At 60.9% G+C, this 15,358-nt stretch carries 14 protein-coding genes and 1 tRNA gene; 4 read left to right on the top strand and 11 right to left on the bottom strand.

The window, feature by feature from the left end:
* Positions 1-4 precede the first annotated feature (4 nt).
* Positions 5-1,432: a YdiU family protein gene (locus AB5Y53_RS12150; protein WP_368182146.1), complete on the bottom strand. Its 1,428-nt coding sequence runs from the start codon at positions 1,430-1,432 to the stop codon at positions 5-7.
* A gap of 104 nt (positions 1,433-1,536) precedes the next feature.
* On the opposite strand from AB5Y53_RS12150, the gene AB5Y53_RS12145 reads away from it, so the two are divergent.
* Positions 1,537-1,839, top strand: a complete 303-nt coding sequence (locus AB5Y53_RS12145) for a cytochrome c (RefSeq protein ID WP_128272669.1) — start codon at positions 1,537-1,539, stop codon at positions 1,837-1,839.
* Positions 1,840-1,887: 48 nt separating this feature from the next.
* Here AB5Y53_RS12145 and recQ read toward each other — a convergent pair whose 3' ends face one another.
* Complete coding sequence (recQ, locus tag AB5Y53_RS12140; protein ID WP_010676050.1) at positions 1,888-3,723, bottom strand: ATP-dependent DNA helicase RecQ; 1,836 nt, start codon at positions 3,721-3,723, stop codon at positions 1,888-1,890.
* Positions 3,724-3,854: 131 nt separating this feature from the next.
* Here recQ and AB5Y53_RS12135 point away from each other — a divergent pair, with 131 nt between their 5' ends.
* Together AB5Y53_RS12135 and AB5Y53_RS12130 are read left to right on the top strand one after the other, a co-directional pair.
* Positions 3,855-4,319 (top strand): thioesterase family protein, encoded by a 465-nt coding sequence (locus AB5Y53_RS12135; RefSeq protein WP_039039661.1) that lies wholly within the window; start codon positions 3,855-3,857, stop codon positions 4,317-4,319.
* 123 nt (positions 4,320-4,442) lie between these two features.
* Positions 4,443-4,970, top strand: coding sequence for a hypothetical protein (locus AB5Y53_RS12130; RefSeq protein ID WP_368182145.1), 528 nt, complete (start codon positions 4,443-4,445; stop codon positions 4,968-4,970).
* 235 nt (positions 4,971-5,205) lie between these two features.
* On the opposite strand, the gene AB5Y53_RS12125 is transcribed toward AB5Y53_RS12130, so the two are convergent.
* From AB5Y53_RS12125 to AB5Y53_RS12085, 9 genes are all read right to left on the bottom strand, one after another.
* A tRNA-Pro gene (locus tag AB5Y53_RS12125) sits at positions 5,206-5,282 on the bottom strand.
* A gap of 140 nt (positions 5,283-5,422) precedes the next feature.
* Positions 5,423-6,148: an MOSC domain-containing protein gene (locus AB5Y53_RS12120; protein ID WP_210538315.1), complete on the bottom strand. Its 726-nt coding sequence runs from the start codon at positions 6,146-6,148 to the stop codon at positions 5,423-5,425.
* Positions 6,149-6,196: 48 nt separating this feature from the next.
* Positions 6,197-7,039: an ABC transporter permease subunit gene (locus AB5Y53_RS12115; RefSeq protein ID WP_010676054.1), complete on the bottom strand. Its 843-nt coding sequence runs from the start codon at positions 7,037-7,039 to the stop codon at positions 6,197-6,199.
* Positions 7,036-7,941 carry an ABC transporter permease subunit gene (locus AB5Y53_RS12110; protein ID WP_010676055.1) on the bottom strand — a complete coding sequence of 302 codons (906 nt, stop codon included), beginning with the start codon at positions 7,939-7,941 and terminating at the stop codon, positions 7,036-7,038. Before AB5Y53_RS12110 ends, AB5Y53_RS12115 begins: the two co-directional genes overlap by 4 nt.
* Positions 7,938-9,092 carry a polyamine ABC transporter ATP-binding protein gene (gene potA, locus AB5Y53_RS12105; protein ID WP_368182144.1) on the bottom strand — a complete coding sequence of 385 codons (1,155 nt, stop codon included), beginning with the start codon at positions 9,090-9,092 and terminating at the stop codon, positions 7,938-7,940. Before potA ends, AB5Y53_RS12110 begins: the two co-directional genes overlap by 4 nt.
* Positions 9,093-9,168: 76 nt before the next feature.
* Complete coding sequence (locus AB5Y53_RS12100; protein ID WP_050498258.1) at positions 9,169-10,254, bottom strand: polyamine ABC transporter substrate-binding protein; 1,086 nt, start codon at positions 10,252-10,254, stop codon at positions 9,169-9,171.
* A gap of 117 nt (positions 10,255-10,371) precedes the next feature.
* Positions 10,372-11,469, bottom strand: coding sequence for a polyamine ABC transporter substrate-binding protein (locus AB5Y53_RS12095; protein ID WP_368182142.1), 1,098 nt, complete (start codon positions 11,467-11,469; stop codon positions 10,372-10,374).
* A gap of 54 nt (positions 11,470-11,523) precedes the next feature.
* Positions 11,524-12,885 (bottom strand): aspartate aminotransferase family protein, encoded by a 1,362-nt coding sequence (locus AB5Y53_RS12090; RefSeq protein WP_010676059.1) that lies wholly within the window; start codon positions 12,883-12,885, stop codon positions 11,524-11,526.
* 291 nt (positions 12,886-13,176) lie between these two features.
* Positions 13,177-14,508: a glutamine synthetase family protein gene (locus AB5Y53_RS12085; RefSeq protein ID WP_010676060.1), complete on the bottom strand. Its 1,332-nt coding sequence runs from the start codon at positions 14,506-14,508 to the stop codon at positions 13,177-13,179.
* Positions 14,509-14,970: 462 nt separating this feature from the next.
* Between AB5Y53_RS12085 and AB5Y53_RS12080 the strand changes: the two genes are divergently transcribed.
* Complete coding sequence (locus AB5Y53_RS12080; protein WP_010676061.1) at positions 14,971-15,357, top strand: TraR/DksA C4-type zinc finger protein; 387 nt, start codon at positions 14,971-14,973, stop codon at positions 15,355-15,357.
* The last annotated feature ends 1 nt before the right edge of the window (position 15,358 follow it).

The raw sequence follows: 15,358 nt of genomic DNA, 5'->3' as shown, positions 1-15,358 counted from the left end.
CTCCTCAGCTGCTGCACGAGAGCTCGCCCCCGCAATACCATGCGGGGGAGGGAGTGGCGAGATCCTCGTATGCCGGTTGCTCATCATAGGGATGCTGCAGGGCCGCAAACAGCCGCTCGAACGGCGCCATGTCGCCCTGCTCTGCCGCCTCGATCACCTGCTGGGCCAGGGCGTTGCGCAGCACATACTTGGGATTGACGGCGTCCATCTGCCCCTTGCGCACGCCATCCTCGCTCCCTTCCCGGGCGAGGCGTGCCCGATAGGCCTCAAGCCACCCCTGCCAGACGGCAGGATCGGGCAACAGGGCCAGCAGGCTGGCGGGCCACGCTCCCTCTCGCGTCACCTCACCGAGACGTCGCAGGAAGAGGTGGTAATCCACCTTGTGCGCCGCCAGCAGCCGGAACAACTCGCGGAACAGCGCCGGATCCTCCTCTTCCCACACAGCCAACCCCAGCTTGGCGCGCATCAGCTCGGAGTAGTGCAACATCAGCTGGTGCTCGTACTGGGCCAGGGCCGACGCGAGCGCGTCGCCATCCACATGGCCGGCCAGCGCCTGCGCCAGCTTCTGCAGGTTCCAGTATCCGACCGCAGGCTGCTGATCCAGCGCATAGCGACCATCCGGATCCGAGTGGTTGCAGACAAAGTCCGGCACATAGGCGTCGATGAAACCGTAGGGGCCGTAATCCAGGGTCAGCCCGAGCAGGGACATGTTGTCGGTGTTCATCACCCCGTGACAGAACCCCGCCGCCTGCCACTTGGCGATGAGCCGCGCGGTGCGGCGCACTACTTCGGCAAACAGCTCGGCGCCATCGGTCAGCTCGGGGAAGTGGTAACGCCGTGCATAGTCGATGAGGGCCGGGATCTTTTCCCCCTGCCCGCTCCAGGCGAAATACTCGAAGTGACCGAAGCGCAGATGGCTCGGCGCGGTGCGCAGCACGGTCGCCCCGCTCTCCACCTGCTCCCGGTAGACAGGCTCGTCACTGCCCAGCAGCACCAGAGCCCGGGTGGAGGGAATGCCGAGGGCATGCAGCGCCTCGGAAGCCAGGTACTCGCGAATGCTGGATCGCAGCACGGCACGGCCGTCGCCGAAGCGGGAGAATGGCGTCTTGCCCGCCCCTTTGAGGTGCAGGTCCCAGCGGCTGCCATCAGGCGCCAGCTGCTCCCCCAGCAGCACAGCGCGGCCATCCCCGAGGCGCGGGCTGTAACCACCGAACTGGTGGCCCGCATAGACCTGGGCCACCGGCTGCATGCCCGGCAGGGGCTGCCCCTGGCCGCAACAGGCGAGCCACTGCGCCTCGCTCACCTCCCCGAGCCCCAGCTCCCCAAGCAGCGCACGGTTCAGATGCAGCAATCTGGGGCCATGCAGCGGCTGCGGGGCAACAGGCTCGCAAGCCCAGGGGAGTTCGGTGGCAAAAGTGTTGATCAACTTCATGGTGATGGGGGTTGTCCCTGCGTATGCTCGTGTCACTCTTTATACCGCCGTCGGCTCGTCGAGGCTAACAGGCGATCACGATTATTCATTTCAAGGAGAAGACGATGCAAAAGTGGGTCTATACCCTGCCCCTGCTGGCGCTTGCCTGGGGCCATCAGGCCAAGGCGGCCGACATAGACGCAGGCAAGGCCAAATCCGTGGTCTGTGCCGCCTGTCATGGCGCGGATGGCAAGGCGAGCGTCCCGACCTACCCCCACCTCGCGGGCCAGAACCAGGCCTATTTGCTCAAGCAGATGAAAGCGTTCAAGGAGGGTTCCCGTACCGAGCCGCTGATGGTGCCCTTCATGGCGATGCTGACCGAGGCGGACATGGAGAATCTGGCGGCCTATTACGCCAGCCTCAAATAATGCATGGCGCCGACCAACGGGCGCCTTTCCACTGTTTGTTGTGCCAGCCTACCGGCGGCAGTAGTCGATGATCAGGTCCATAAAGGCCTCACCGAAGCGCTCCAGCTTGCGGTGGCCGACACCGTTGACCGCCAGCATTTCCTCCTCGGTCATCGGCATGAGCTGTGCCATCTCCACCAGGGTGGCGTCGTTGAACACCACATAGGGCGGCACCTCTTCATCCTCGGCGATCTGCTTGCGCAGGGCGCGCAGCTCCTTGAACAGCCGCTTGTCGTAGTTGGCGTTGTCGAGCAGCCCGTTGCGCTTCTCCTTGCGGCTGGAGATGGGCTGCAGGCGGGGGACTGCCAGTTCCAGCTTCATCTCGCCGCGCAGCACGGGGCGGGCCGCTTCGGTCAGCTGCAACACCAGATTGCGGGTGATGTTCTGGGTCAGCAACCCCTTGTGGATCAGCTGGCGGATGACGCTCATCCAGTATTCGTGGCTCTGATCCTTGCCGATGCCGTAGGTCGACAGCTTGTCGTGACCGTGATCCTTGATGCGCTGGTTCAGCGATCCGCGCAGCACCTCCACCACATAACCCACCCCGAAATTCTGACCCACCCGCCAGACGCAAGAGAGCGCCTTCTGGGCGTCTTCGGTGCCGTCATAGCTCTTGGGCGGATCGAGGCAGATGTCGCAGTTGCCGCACGGCTTGTCGTTGTATTCGCCGAAGTAGTTGAGCAGCACCTGACGGCGGCAGGTCTGCGCCTCGGCGAAGGCCGCCATCACGTTGAGCTTGTACTGCTCCACCTGCAGCTGCTGGGGGTTTTCGATGTTGTCGAGCAGCCGGCGCACCCGCCCGATGTCGGCGGGATCGTAGAGCAGCAGCGCCTCGGCCGGAGTGCCGTCACGCCCGGCGCGGCCGGTTTCCTGATAGTAGGATTCGATGTTCTTCGGGATGTCGTAGTGCACCACGAAGCGCACGTTGGGCTTGTCGATGCCCATGCCGAACGCCACCGTCGCCACCACGATCTCGATGTCATCCTTGAGGAAAGCCTCCTGGGTCTGCTGACGCAGCTCCAGCGGCAGACCGGCATGATAGGGTGCCGCCTTGCAGCCGTGACGGGAGAGCCGCTCGGCCACCTCCTCCACCCGATTGCGGCTGGAGCAGTAGACGATGCCGCAGTTGCCCTTCTGGCTCTGCACGTAGCGCAGCAGCTGCTCCGCCGCCTTGAACTTCTCCACCAGGCTGTAGCGGATATTGGGCCGATCGAAGCTGGCGGTGTGGATGAAGGGATCGTTCAGTTCCAGCCGGTGCAGCATGTCGCTGCGGGTCGCCTCGTCGGCGGTGGCGGTGAGCGCCACCACGGGCACCTGGGGGAACCACTGCTTGAGCCGTCCCAGCGCCGCGTATTCCGGCCGGAAATCGTGCCCCCACTGGGAGACGCAGTGGGCCTCGTCGATGGCGAACAGGCCGAGGGGCAGCTCCGCCAACCGGTCCATGAACTCGTGCTGCAGCAAACGCTCGGGGGAAACATAAACCAGCTTGATCTCTCCCCGGCGCATGGCGGCAAAGTTCTGGATCATCTCTTCCCGGCTCAGTGCCGAGTTGATGTAGACCGCCGCCACGCCGTTGGCGCGCAGGGTGTCGACCTGATCCTTCATCAGCGAGATGAGGGGGGAGACCACCACCCCGAGCCCGGGCCGCAGCAACGCCGGGATCTGGTAGCAGAGCGACTTGCCGCCGCCGGTGGGCTTGAGCACCAGGGCATCGCGCCCCGCCACGATCTGCTCGATGATTTCGAGCTGGCCCGGCCGAAACTGCTGATAGCCAAACACCGCCTGCAACAGGGCAAGGGGATTCTCTGGCTGAGGGTCAGGCAGGGTTTCGGCAATGACGGTCATGGGCTCTCCTTTGGGGTCGCCATTCTAAAGCAGCCGCCGCCCACAATAAACCTGCCATTGCGAGTGTTAAGGAAGTGTTGCAGACTGGCTGGAGTTTTTACTCGGCTTTGATGACAGGGCGGACTCAAGGAATGAAACAGATGCTCAAGAAGATGGCGCTCAGTGGCATAGCCAACCTGTTCGCCGAAAAGATGCCCTTCAACAAGCTGATCGGCATGCAAGTCACCCACTACGACTTCGATAAAGTGGAGCTGCGCATCAAGATGGAACAGAAGCTCATCGGCAACCCTTTCCACAACATACTGCACGGCGGCGTCACCGCCAGCCTGCTCGACGTGGCGGGCGGCATGATAGTCGCAGCCTCCTGCATCGACGAGCTGGAAGACTTCTCCCCCAGCTATCTCAAGGAGCGCTTCTCGCGGCTTGGCACCATAGATCTGCGGGTGGACTATCTTCGTCCCGGTCGCGGCAACGAGTTCATCGCCACCGCCCACATCATCCGGGCAGGCAGCAAGGTCGCGGTCGCCCGCATGGAGCTGCACAACGAAGAGGGCACTCACATCGCCTTCGGCACGGGGACCTACCTCGTCGGCTAATGGTTTTTATTGCATAAAAAGTGCGCTTCTAAGCTGATTTTAATCATTAGAATTCTTACCCCCTCCTCCGCTCAGGGTCCATACTGAAAGTCGGGATTCTGTGCAGAGGGAGGATTGCAGACGATGAGCGCGATACTGGCTACCCAACCATCCAGAGCCTTGCTGACACGACTTGAGGCCATGCGTGAAGAAGTGCAGACCCCAGAGTGCCGTCACTGGTTGGAACAGGAGCTGGAGGGGTATTCTCTCTGTTCACCCCTGCCCTGGTATCGCATCATTGCCTGTCGGCAACGCGGTCACTTCCTGAATCTGAAGACGGGAAAATATCTGTCTTGCCATATCGGCAGCCAAACGCTAAGCCAACGCGACCTGGCCCAAGTTCAGTTCATCTATGCCCGTGAACCCGCCGCCCACTATTTACTGCGTCACGATTCCCATATCGAGCCCTGGCCGGAATCGCTGCTGGAAGCGTATCGAGAGCAGCTGATCCCTGGTCATCTCTGCCTGCAAGCCTGGCATGAGCCCGTGTCTTCGCTGCGTTCACAACTGATGGAGGGAATAGCACATTTCATTAGTGAGTACCCCAAGCATGCGGCCCTGCAAACCCAACACGGTTTCAAGGCATTGCGGCATCAACACTGGCATATCTGAATGAGCGCCTGGGGCGCAAGGAGGGCACCATCGACAAGACCCATAACGAGATTGTCACAATCTAGAGTGCCGGAGTCAGGATCAGACTCCACCAGTGGGGCCACCGAGCGGTGGCCCTTTTAGTTGGGCAAATGAGGGGGAGCGGAGCAGGAGCAGCAATCGACAATGGAAATGTCAGCTTTTCTTCAACAGACCAAATGCGAAAAGGCCGCTCATTGAGCGGCCTTTTCAAATGTGGTCGGTGTGAGAGGATTCGAACCTCCGACCCCTTCGTCCCGAACGAAGTGCGCTACCAAGCTGCGCTACACACCGATGTCTGCGGGGCGAGAATTTACCGAAAGCCCCGACCCGACACAAGCCTTTTTTTGCATTCACTCTAAAAAAATGGCTTTACGCTCAATAATTCAGCGAGTCGCAGCAAAAATCGCCACAAGGCATCTTTCCGCCTGCCTTCAGCCCTGTCGAGACAACCTGAACTCGGTCGGCCCCAGCAAACGCCGGCTCCAATCCGCCACCACTCCATGTTCCAGCCAATGAGCCGCATGCTGGCGCCAGTTGGGAGAGAGCGCCGGGTTCTCCAGCAGCAGTTGCAGGTCTTCCTCGTTGCGAGCCTGGTTGTACAGGATGTCGGCGGTGCGCTTCACCGTCAGCTCAGGGTAGGGTCTGTCCACCAGTGTCAGCTCCCCCTGCGGCTCCACCCTTCCCTCTTCCAGCACCCGCAGCAGCCAGCCACAGCGGCCACTCAGCTGCATCACCTGGGAGAGCTGGCCATAGCCAAAGCGCTGGTTGAGCTTGAAACAGGGGGATCTGGGCTGGCTTATCTGGATCAGCGCCTCCCCAAGTCGATAGACATCGCCGATGCAGGCCTGCGCCTCCGTCAGCCCCGAACCAGAGAGATTCTCGCCAAAGGCGGCAGGCTGCCAGGGTGTGCGTGGTACAGGCAGTCCCAGCGCGGTTTGCCAGGTTTTCCACCAGGCGTAGTGCTCCGCAGGGTAATGGTGCAGGGCCCGATCCGGGCCGCCATGATGGCGTCTGTCGCTCTGCTCATCCCCGCGAAGGCCGAGGAAATCGCACCACAGAGGGGCGTCGGCAGGCTGCTTGTGGATGGCACTGATGAGGCCGGGGGCCTGCTCTGGGTTCAGTTCGGCGCTCTGGCCGATGAAGAGGGAGATCCGCATTCCATTCTCCTGACGGATGGGGGAATGCGGATCTTATCACGGGGCAGGTCAGGCAACTGCCTGCATCTGGGTGGTCATGGCGATTTCGGCACGGCGGCGTTTCTCCGCCCGGGCCATCAGATACCAGCTACCGAAGGTGAACAGGGATACCGACAGCAGGATCAGACTCGCGATGGCGTTGATCTCGGGCTTCACGCCGAGGCGCACCGCCGAGAACACTTCCATCGGCAGGGTGGTCGAACCCGGGCCGGAGACGAAGCTCGCCAGCACCAGGTCATCCAGCGACAGGGCAAACGACATCATGCCACCCGCCGCCAGCGACGGGGCGATCATCGGGATGGTGATCAGGAAGAACACCTTCCACGGCTTGGCACCCAGGTCCATGGCCGCCTCCTCGATGGAGAGATCCAGCTCCCGCAGCCGCGCCGACACCACGATCGCCACATAGGCGGTACAGAAGGTGGTATGTGCTATCCAGATGGTCAGCATGCCCCGCTCCGCGGGCCAACCCACCAGCTGGGCCATGGCCACGAACAGCAGCAGCAGGGAGAGACCGGTGATCACCTCGGGCATCACCAGCGGCGCCGTCACCATGCCGCCGAACAGGGTCCGGCCACGGAAGTGAGGGATCCGGGTCAGCACGAAGGCCGCCACCGTCCCCAGCGCCACCGCCGCGATGGCGGTGTAGAAGGCGATCTCCAGGGAGCGGAACACGGACCCGATCAACTGTTTGTTGTCGAGCAGGCCGAAGTACCACTTGAGCGACCAGCCTCCCCACACCGTCACCAGCTTGGAGGCGTTGAAGGAGTAGATGACCATGATGATCATGGGCAGGTAGATGAACAGCAGACCCAGCCACAGCATCAGCTTGGCAAAACCGAAACGTCTCATGCCTTGCCCTCCAGCTCTTTGGCCTGGTTGCGGTTGAACAGGATGATGGGAATGATCAGCACCGCCAGCATCACCACCGCCAGGGCGGAGGCCACCGGCCAGTCACGGTTGTTGAAGAACTCCTGCCACAACACCTTGCCGATCATCAGGGTCTCCGGACCACCCAGCATCTCGGGGATGACGAACTCGCCCACCACCGGGATGAAGACCAGCATGCAACCGGCGATGATGCCGTTCTTGGAGAGTGGCACCGTGATCTGCCAGAACCGGGTCAGGTTGCGGGCACCCAGATCGGAGGCCGCCTCCAGCAGGCTCTGGTCGTGCTTGACCAGGTTGGCATAGAGCGGCAGCACCATGAACGGCAGGTAGGAATAAACGATGCCGATATAGACCGCCAGGTTGGTATTGAGGATCTGCAGCGGCTCGTCGATCACCCCGATGCCCAGCAGGACGCTGTTGAGCAGGCCGTTGTTGCTGAGGATCCCCATCCAGGCGTAGACCCGGATCAGGATCGCCGTCCAGGTCGGCATCATGATGAGCAGCAGCAGAACGGTCTGGGTCTCCTTGTTGGCCCGCGAAATGGCGTAAGCCATGGGATAGCCGATCAGCAGGCAGAGCAGGGTGCTGACCAGGGCTATCTTGAGGGACCCCAGATAAGCCGCGATGTAGAGCTCATCCTCCTGCAGCAGCAGGTAGTTGCCCAGGTTGAGCAGTATGGTGAGCTGATTGTCTGCCCAGCTCACCACGTCCGTGTAGGGCGGGATGGCCACGTCCGCTTCGGCGAAGCTGATCTTCACGACGATGATGAAGGGCAGCAGGAAGAAGAGGAACAGCCAGAAGAAGGGGATGCCGATGACCAGCTGCCGCCCTCCCACCTGTTTGAGTCGTCTCAATGCCTTCATGATTGCAGCACCACGCCGCTGTCATCTTCCCAGTAGAGGAACACCTGGTCATCCCAGGTCGGCCGTTTGCCGTGGCGTTCGGCATTGGCGATGAAAGCCTGAACGATTTTGCCCGAGGGCAACTGGATGTGATACACGGAATGGCCGCCCAGATAGGCGATGTCATAAACCTCGCCCTTGGTCCAGTTGAAGTCCGGATGCTCGATCTCTTCCGGCTTTTGCAGGCTCATCAGCAGTTTTTCCGGACGCAGGGCATAGGTGACCTTCTTGTTCTCCGCCCGGGAGCTGATGCCGTGACCCACATAGATGGGCTGCTCCAGATCCGCACAGGCGATGATGGCGTGGTCCTGCTCATCCTCCACCAGCAGGCCGTCAAACAGGTTGACGTTGCCGATGAACTCGCACACCAGCCGGCTGGCCGGGGTTTCGTAGATGTCCATCGGGCTGCCGATCTGCTCGATGCAACCGAGGTGCATGATGGCGATCCGCTCGGCCATGGTCATGGCTTCTTCCTGATCGTGGGTCACCATGACGCAGGTCACGCCGACCCGCTCGATGATCTCGACCAGCTCGAGCTGCATGGTGGAGCGCAGCTTCTTGTCCAGCGCCCCCATGGGCTCGTCCAGCAGCAGCAGCTTGGGACGCTTGGCCAGGGAACGGGCCAGGGCCACCCGCTGACGCTGACCACCGGAGAGCTGGTGCGGCTTGCGGCGGGCGTACTGGGTCATCTGCACCAGCTTGAGCATCTCTTCCACCCGGGCATCGATCTCCGCCTTGGGCAGGGCATCCTGCTTGAGGCCGAAGGCGATGTTCTGGGCCACCGTCATGTGGGGGAACAGGGCATAGGACTGGAACATCATGTTGATGGGGCGTTCATAGGGCGGCATGTCGGTAATGTCGACGCCGTCGAGGAACAGCCGTCCTTCCGTGGGTCGCTCGAACCCGGCCAGCATCCGCAGCAAGGTGGACTTGCCGGAGCCGGACCCACCCAGCAGGGCGAAGATCTCGCCCTTGTGGATGTTGAGAGACACGTTGTCGACCGCCAGCGTTTCGTCGAACTGCTTGCTTACCCTGTCTATTTTGACCAGCACTTCTTTACGCTGCTGGCTGCCCTCGAGGGCTTTCTTGTAGGCACTGGAGGCTATCGCCATTACCAAACTCCCAAAGGTGATTCCGGCCTGGGCCGATCCATCAATACAATCTGGCGCCCCGGGATGGGCGCCAAGGTTAGGTTCCGGATTTGATCTTGGTCCAACTCCGGGTGATCAGGCGCTGCACCGAGCGGGGATGTGCTTCCTGCACATACAGACGCTCAAGCACCGCCTGGGGGGGATAGACTGACTCGTCCTCGCGCACGGCCTTGTCCATGAACTCTCCCGCCTTGATGTTCGGGTTCGCGTAACCCACATAGTCGCTCACCTTGGCGATGACCTGCGGTTCGAGAATGTAGTTGATCAGGGCGTGAGCCTCTTTCACGTTGGTGGCATCGGCCGGGATCGCCATCATGTCGAACCAGAGATTGCCCCCCTCCTTGGGGATGCTGTAGGCAATCTTGATCCCCTTGCCCGCCTCCTCGGCCCGGGACGCCGCCTGCAGGATGTCGCCGGAGAAACCCGCCGCCACGCAGATGTTGCCGTTGGCGAGGTCACCGATGTACTTGGAGGAGTGGAAGTAGGCCACATAGGGGCGCACCTTGAGCAGCTGCTCTTCGGCCCGCTTGATGTCCGCCGGCTCATGGCTGTTGGGGTTGAGCCCCAGGTAGTTGAGGGCCGCCGGGATCATCTCGTCCGCCGAATCGAGGAAGGCCACGCCGCACTGGGAGAGCTTCTTCATGTTTTCCGGCTCGAAGATGGTCGCCCAGGAGTCAATCTTGTCGACACCCAGTACTTCCTTGATCTTGTCGACGTTGTAGCCGATGCCGTTGGTACCCCAGAGGTAGGGCACGGCGTACTGATGGCCCGGATCCACCTTCTCGAGCTGCTTGAGCAGCAAGGGGTCCAGGTTGCTCAGGTTTGGCAGCAGGGTGAGGTCCAGCTTCTGGAAGGCCCCCGCCTTGATCTGCTTGGCCAGGAAATTGTTGGAGGGCACGACCAGATCGTAGCCGGTGCGTCCGGTCAGCAGCTTGCCTTCCAGCGTCTCGTTGGAGTCAAACACGTCGTAGACGGTCTTGATCCCGGTCTTCTGCTGAAAGTCACTGAGGGTGGTCTCGCCGATATAATCGGACCAGTTGTAAAAATGAACCACAGGGGCTGCCTGGGTCAGATTTGCAAACCCCAGGGTCAGGGCCAGCGTTGCCATCTTGGTCATGTGCACTTATCAGTCCTCATTTGTGTGATTTTGCCAGTCGCGCATCCATACGCGCCGTCCAACCTGTCGGGTGGTCACCACCCTCCCGGCCGAACTGCGGACCGGGAGGGGTACTCGTCACTCTTACTTGCCTGACTTGATCTTGGTCCAGCTGCGGGTCATCAGACGCTGCACCTTGGCCGGCAGATCCGGGAAGGTGTAGATCTTCTTGAGGGTATCCGGCGTCGGGTAGATACCCGGGTCGGTACGGATCGCCTCGTCCACCAGCGGCGTGGCCGCCTTGTTGCCGTTCGGGAACTGCACCACGTTGGTGATGTTCGCGATCACGTCCGGCTTCATCAGGTAATTGATGAAGGTGTGGGCCGCCTCGACGTTCTTGGCATCCGCCGGGATGGCGATCATGTCGAAGAAGCTGCCTGCCCCCTCTTTCGGAATGGTGTAAGTCAGGCTGACACCGTTCTTGGCCTCGGCGGCACGCGCCTTGGACTGCTGCAGGTCACCGGAGTAACCGACCGCCACGCACAGGTTGCCGTTGGCCAGATCCGAAATGTACTTGGAGGAGTGGAAATAGGCGGTATAGGGACGGATGGAGAGGAACAGCTCCTCTGCCTTCTTCAGCTCGTCCGGCTTCTGGCTGTCCGGCTTGAAGCCCAGGTATTGCAGGGCGGCCGGCAGCATTTCGGTCGGCGAGTCGAGGAAGGAGACACCGCACTCCTTCAGCTTGGCCATGTTCTCCGGCTTGAACACCAGATCCCAGGAGTCCACCGGGGCATCGGCCCCCAGCACGGCCTTCACCTTCTCGGCGTTGTAGGCATAGCCGATGGTGCCCCACAGGTAAGGGATGGAGTACTGGTTGCCCGGATCGCTCGGTTCGAGCGCCTTGAGCAGGTCGACGTCCAGGTTCTGCCAGTTGGAGAGTTTGGACTTGTCCAGCTTCTGGAAGACACCTGCCTTGATCTGCTTGGCCAGGAAGGGGTTGGACGGTACGACGATGTCATAGCCCGACTTGCCTGCCAGCAACTTGGCTTCCAGCACTTCGTTGCTGTCGAACACGTCGTAGACCACCTTGATGCCCGTCTCCTTCTGGAAGTTTTCCAGCGTATCCGGCGCGATATAGTCGCTCCAGTTGTAGACGTGCAGCACCTTCTCGTCGGCCATCGCCCCGGTACTCATCATGACCAGCGCCACGGAAGCAGCCATCATTCCCATTTTAAAAGACATAGTCCTTGTCTCCTAAGCAAATTGTATGCGTAAGCCAACCTGCCCGGTTCCCGCCTATTCCCGCAGCTTTGCAGCCGTCAGGTCCAGACTGAGCCTGGCCAGTTTGACCAATTCATCCACCTGTTCCTCGGTGATCACCAAGGGGGGCGATATGATCATGGTATCGCCGACAGCCCTCATCACCAAGCCATTGTTAAAACAGAACTCCCGACAGGTCATCCCGGCATGGAGCTCGGCCGGGAAGCGACGTTTCGTCTGCTTGTCCTGCACTATTTCCAGCGCGGCGACCAGGCCTTTTCCACGGGTTTCCCCCACCAGCGGATGGTCCGCCAGCTCAGCCCAGCGGCGCTGCAAATAGGGGCCGATACTATCATGAACTCGCTTAACTATGCTCTCCCTTTGCATAAGCTGGATGTTGGCAATGGCCACGGCGCAGGCGACCGGATGACCGGAATAGGTGAAGCCATGGTTGAACTCCCCCCCCTCTTCCACCAGCACCCTGGCTACCCTGTCCCCCACCATCACGGCGCCCATCGGCAGATAGCCCGAGGTGATGCCCTTGGCCAGGCACATGAGGTCCGGTTTGATGCCAAAACCTTCACTGGCAAACCAGTGGCCGGTGCGGCCAAAGCCGCAGATCACCTCGTCTGCGATGAGCAGGATGCCGTACTGGTCGCAGATGCGCTGGATCTCGGGCCAGTAGCTCTCGGGGGGAATGATGACCCCCCCCGCACCCTGGATAGGCTCGCCGATGAAGGCGGCTACCTTGTCCACCCCCAGTGCCAGGATCTTCTCTTCCAACTGGCGGGCACGGGCCAGACCGAACTCGTGGGCGCTCATGCCCTCTCCCTCACCGAAGTGATAGGGCTGGTCGATGTGTACTATGCCCGGAATGGGCAAGCCGCCCTGGGCGTGCATCCCCTTCATGCCCCCCAGACTGGCCCCCGCCACGGTGGAGCCGTGATAGGCGTTGTGGCGGCTGATGATCACCTGCTTGTCAGGTTGTCCCTTGCTGGCCCAATAGTGGCGCACCATGCGCAGCACGGTGTCGTTGCACTCGGAACCCGAGCCGGTGAAGAAGACGTGGTTGAGGTGGGAAGGCGTGATCTCGGCCAGCAGGGTGGCCAGCTCGGCAGCAGGGGGGTGGCTGGTCTGGAAGAAGAGGTTGTAGTAGGGCAGTTGCTGCATCTGGCGAGTGGCGGCATCCACCAGCTCCTGACGGCCGTAGCCCATGTTGACGCACCACAGACCCGCCATCCCGTCCAGAATGCGCTTGCCTTCGGAGTCTTCCAGATAGACGCCTTCGGCCTTGGTGATGATGCGACTGCCCTTCTTGTTCAGGGCCTGAAAATCGGTAAACGGATGCAGATGATGGCTGGCTTCCAGTTGCTGCCACTCACGGGTGGTGTGCTGCATTGCTTGCTCCTCGGTTCCTTCGATTCGGCGAATCTTGTCGCCATTCATGAGGGCACGGGTGGCCTGCCCGGTCACTGCCATTCACGGGGCTGGCACTCTCTTGCCTGCTCGATGCCTTTCCATGGGGCGAACATCGTCGCCAGTTGATTGCAGGTGACGCCCCTCTCCATTGCGAGAGCGGGCCTCACCTTTACTCGGTGCCTTCCGGGTCGCGGGCGCCCCCGCCAGACGGGCCTTCGGCCCCTTGCTTGCGATATGACGGGGAGAGGCCTCGCCTCCCCAGGGGACAGATCAGACGTTCAGCAGCAGGAATTCCCGTTCCCAGCGGCTGATCACGCCGAAATAGGTCTCGTACTCCTTGCGTTTGACGGCCACAAAGGCGCGGATGAAGCGCTCCCCCAGCATGTCCTTGATAGGTTCACACTGCTCCAGGTGGCTCAGCGATTCCTCCAGCGAGCGGGGCAGGCTGTAGGGCAGGTCATAGGCACTCGCCTTCATCTCCTGCATGGGTTCGAGCTTCTCCAGCATGCCGAGGTAGCCGCAGGCCAGGGTGGCAGCCAGGGCCAGATACGGATTGGCATCGGCCCCGGCGAAGCGGTTCTCGACCCGACGTGCGCTCGGTTCGGAGAAGGGGACCCGCAGGCCGCAGGTGCGGTTTTCCACACCCCACTGCACGTTGCGCGGCGCACTCTCGCCAAAGGTGAGGCGGCGGTAGGAGTTGACGTTCGGCGCCAGCAGAGCGGTCACTGCCGGGGTGTATTTCTGCAGGCCGGCGATGAAATGCATGAACAGATCGGAGTTGCCCCCTTCGCTGGTACCAAACAGGTTGTTGCCATCCATGTCTTCCAGGCTCTGGTGGATGTGCATGGCGGAACCCGGTTCGTTGCTCATGGGCTTGGCCATGAAGGTGGCATAGATGCCGTGGCGATGGGCGGCCTCGCGCATGGTGCGCTTGAACAGAAACACCTGGTCGGCGAGATCGATGGCATCCCCGTGCAGGAAGTTGATCTCCATCTGGGCGGCGCCGGATTCGTGGATCAGGGTGTCCACCTCAAGCTCCTGGGCCTCGCAGTAGTCGTACATGTCCTCGAAGATGGGGTCGAATTCGTTCACCGCATCGATGCTGAACGACTGGCGGGCCGTTTCCGGGCGGCCGTTGCGGCCCACCGGCGGTACCAGCGGATAGTCGGGATCTTCGTTGCGGGTCACCAGGTAGAACTCCAGCTCCGGCGCCACCACCGGCTTCCAGCCCTGCTTCTCGTAGAATGACAGAACCCGGCGCAGCACGGAGCGGGGAGCGATGTCGATGAGCTTGCCGTTGACGTCAAAGCAGTCGTGGATCACCTGGGCGGTGGGCTCCAGCGCCCAGGGTACGAAACGAATGGTGTTGGGATCGGGGTAGAGCTGCATGTCCCGCTCCAGCGGGTCTATCATGCTGTCGTCATCCGGGTACTCGCCGGTCACCGTCTGGGTGAAGATGACCTCGGGCAGCCGCATGCCCCCTTCGCGCAGAAACTTGTTGGCTGGAATGATCTTGCCTCGGGCATTGCCGGTGAAATCCGGAAACAGGCACTCCACTTCCGTGATGCGATTGCTCTCCATCCAGCCCTTGATACTGTCCATGTTAAACCCCGACTTTACGGTTGCCATTGTCAAGGGTGTCTAATATAAGGAACACCCTTGTTAAAAAAATGTAATCGACCACACCATAAAAGCCCGTGATAAAGGCCTTTGTCAAGCAGCGGTGTTTAAAAAACTATAAACAACGGCCTGTATAATGACCATCGCGGCACCAAATACTAAACACTTTGTGTCACGATCAGCCCACTGCAAGCTCGATGCCAACGGCGGCGGGATCTCGTTCGATACTCAGTCAGACCCTGTCGGAGAAGGCCCATTTCTTTGCAAGGGCGCACACTCCTTATCCAATTTCCTTTGCATGTCTGCATTTTTTTGGTACAAGGCCCGCCCTGATTTGCACTCTCCTGCATGGATTTGGTGCAAAACGGGATACAAGGGCTTGGTCTGACGACAGACAGCCCCCATCAATGGGTAACATTGGGAAACTGACTGGTAGCAAACCGTATGTGTGATTTCATGACAGAAGACCAACTGACCTTCTACAAAGGCCAGATCGAGCGACAAATCCTTGAGCTCGAAGAACGTCTCAACTCCCAGGCCAGCCAGGCTATCGCCACCGATACCAACGAGATGGCGGATGAAATTGACCGTGCCAGTGTCGAGGAGGCCCGTCGCCTGGAGCTGAACCGCATCGAGCACGACAAGTTGCACCTGCGCAAGCTGAAAGGAGCGTTGAAGCGGATCAATGAAGGGGATTTCGGCTATTGCGAATCCTGTGGCGACGAGATCTCTCTCAAGCGGCTGCAGGCCCGTCCCGAGTCCCGCTTCTGTGTTGAATGCCAGAGCACCAAGGAATTCAACGACACTCACGTGTTCCGTCGCGTCGCCTGAT

Origin of the sequence: Aeromonas sp. R7-5 (genome assembly GCF_040908015.1) — a bacterium.
GTDB lineage: Bacteria > Pseudomonadota > Gammaproteobacteria > Enterobacterales > Aeromonadaceae > Aeromonas > Aeromonas caviae.
Note: the sequence above shows the minus strand (reverse complement) of the source record. Positions and strands in the feature narration are given on the sequence as shown.

What these genes read in the sequence shown, in the direction of transcription:
- AB5Y53_RS12120 (WP_210538315.1), bottom strand. Translation starts at nt 6,148, where the DNA reads ATGCGGATCTCCCTCTTCATCGGCCAGAGCGCCGAACTGAACCCAGAG.
- AB5Y53_RS12135 (WP_039039661.1), top strand. Translation starts at nt 3,855, where the DNA reads ATGAAACAGATGCTCAAGAAGATGGCGCTCAGTGGCATAGCCAACCTG.
- recQ (WP_010676050.1), bottom strand. Translation starts at nt 3,723, where the DNA reads ATGACCGTCATTGCCGAAACCCTGCCTGACCCTCAGCCAGAGAATCCC.
- AB5Y53_RS12090 (WP_010676059.1), bottom strand. Translation starts at nt 12,885, where the DNA reads ATGCAGCACACCACCCGTGAGTGGCAGCAACTGGAAGCCAGCCATCAT.
- AB5Y53_RS12150 (WP_368182146.1), bottom strand. Translation starts at nt 1,432, where the DNA reads ATGAAGTTGATCAACACTTTTGCCACCGAACTCCCCTGGGCTTGCGAG.
- AB5Y53_RS12130 (WP_368182145.1), top strand. Translation starts at nt 4,443, where the DNA reads ATGAGCGCGATACTGGCTACCCAACCATCCAGAGCCTTGCTGACACGA.
- AB5Y53_RS12085 (WP_010676060.1), bottom strand. Translation starts at nt 14,508, where the DNA reads ATGGACAGTATCAAGGGCTGGATGGAGAGCAATCGCATCACGGAAGTG.
- AB5Y53_RS12110 (WP_010676055.1), bottom strand. Translation starts at nt 7,941, where the DNA reads ATGAAGGCATTGAGACGACTCAAACAGGTGGGAGGGCGGCAGCTGGTC.
- AB5Y53_RS12115 (WP_010676054.1), bottom strand. Translation starts at nt 7,039, where the DNA reads ATGAGACGTTTCGGTTTTGCCAAGCTGATGCTGTGGCTGGGTCTGCTG.
- potA (WP_368182144.1), bottom strand. Translation starts at nt 9,092, where the DNA reads ATGGCGATAGCCTCCAGTGCCTACAAGAAAGCCCTCGAGGGCAGCCAG.
- AB5Y53_RS12145 (WP_128272669.1), top strand. Translation starts at nt 1,537, where the DNA reads ATGCAAAAGTGGGTCTATACCCTGCCCCTGCTGGCGCTTGCCTGGGGC.
- AB5Y53_RS12080 (WP_010676061.1), top strand. Translation starts at nt 14,971, where the DNA reads ATGTGTGATTTCATGACAGAAGACCAACTGACCTTCTACAAAGGCCAG.
- AB5Y53_RS12095 (WP_368182142.1), bottom strand. Translation starts at nt 11,469, where the DNA reads ATGTCTTTTAAAATGGGAATGATGGCTGCTTCCGTGGCGCTGGTCATG.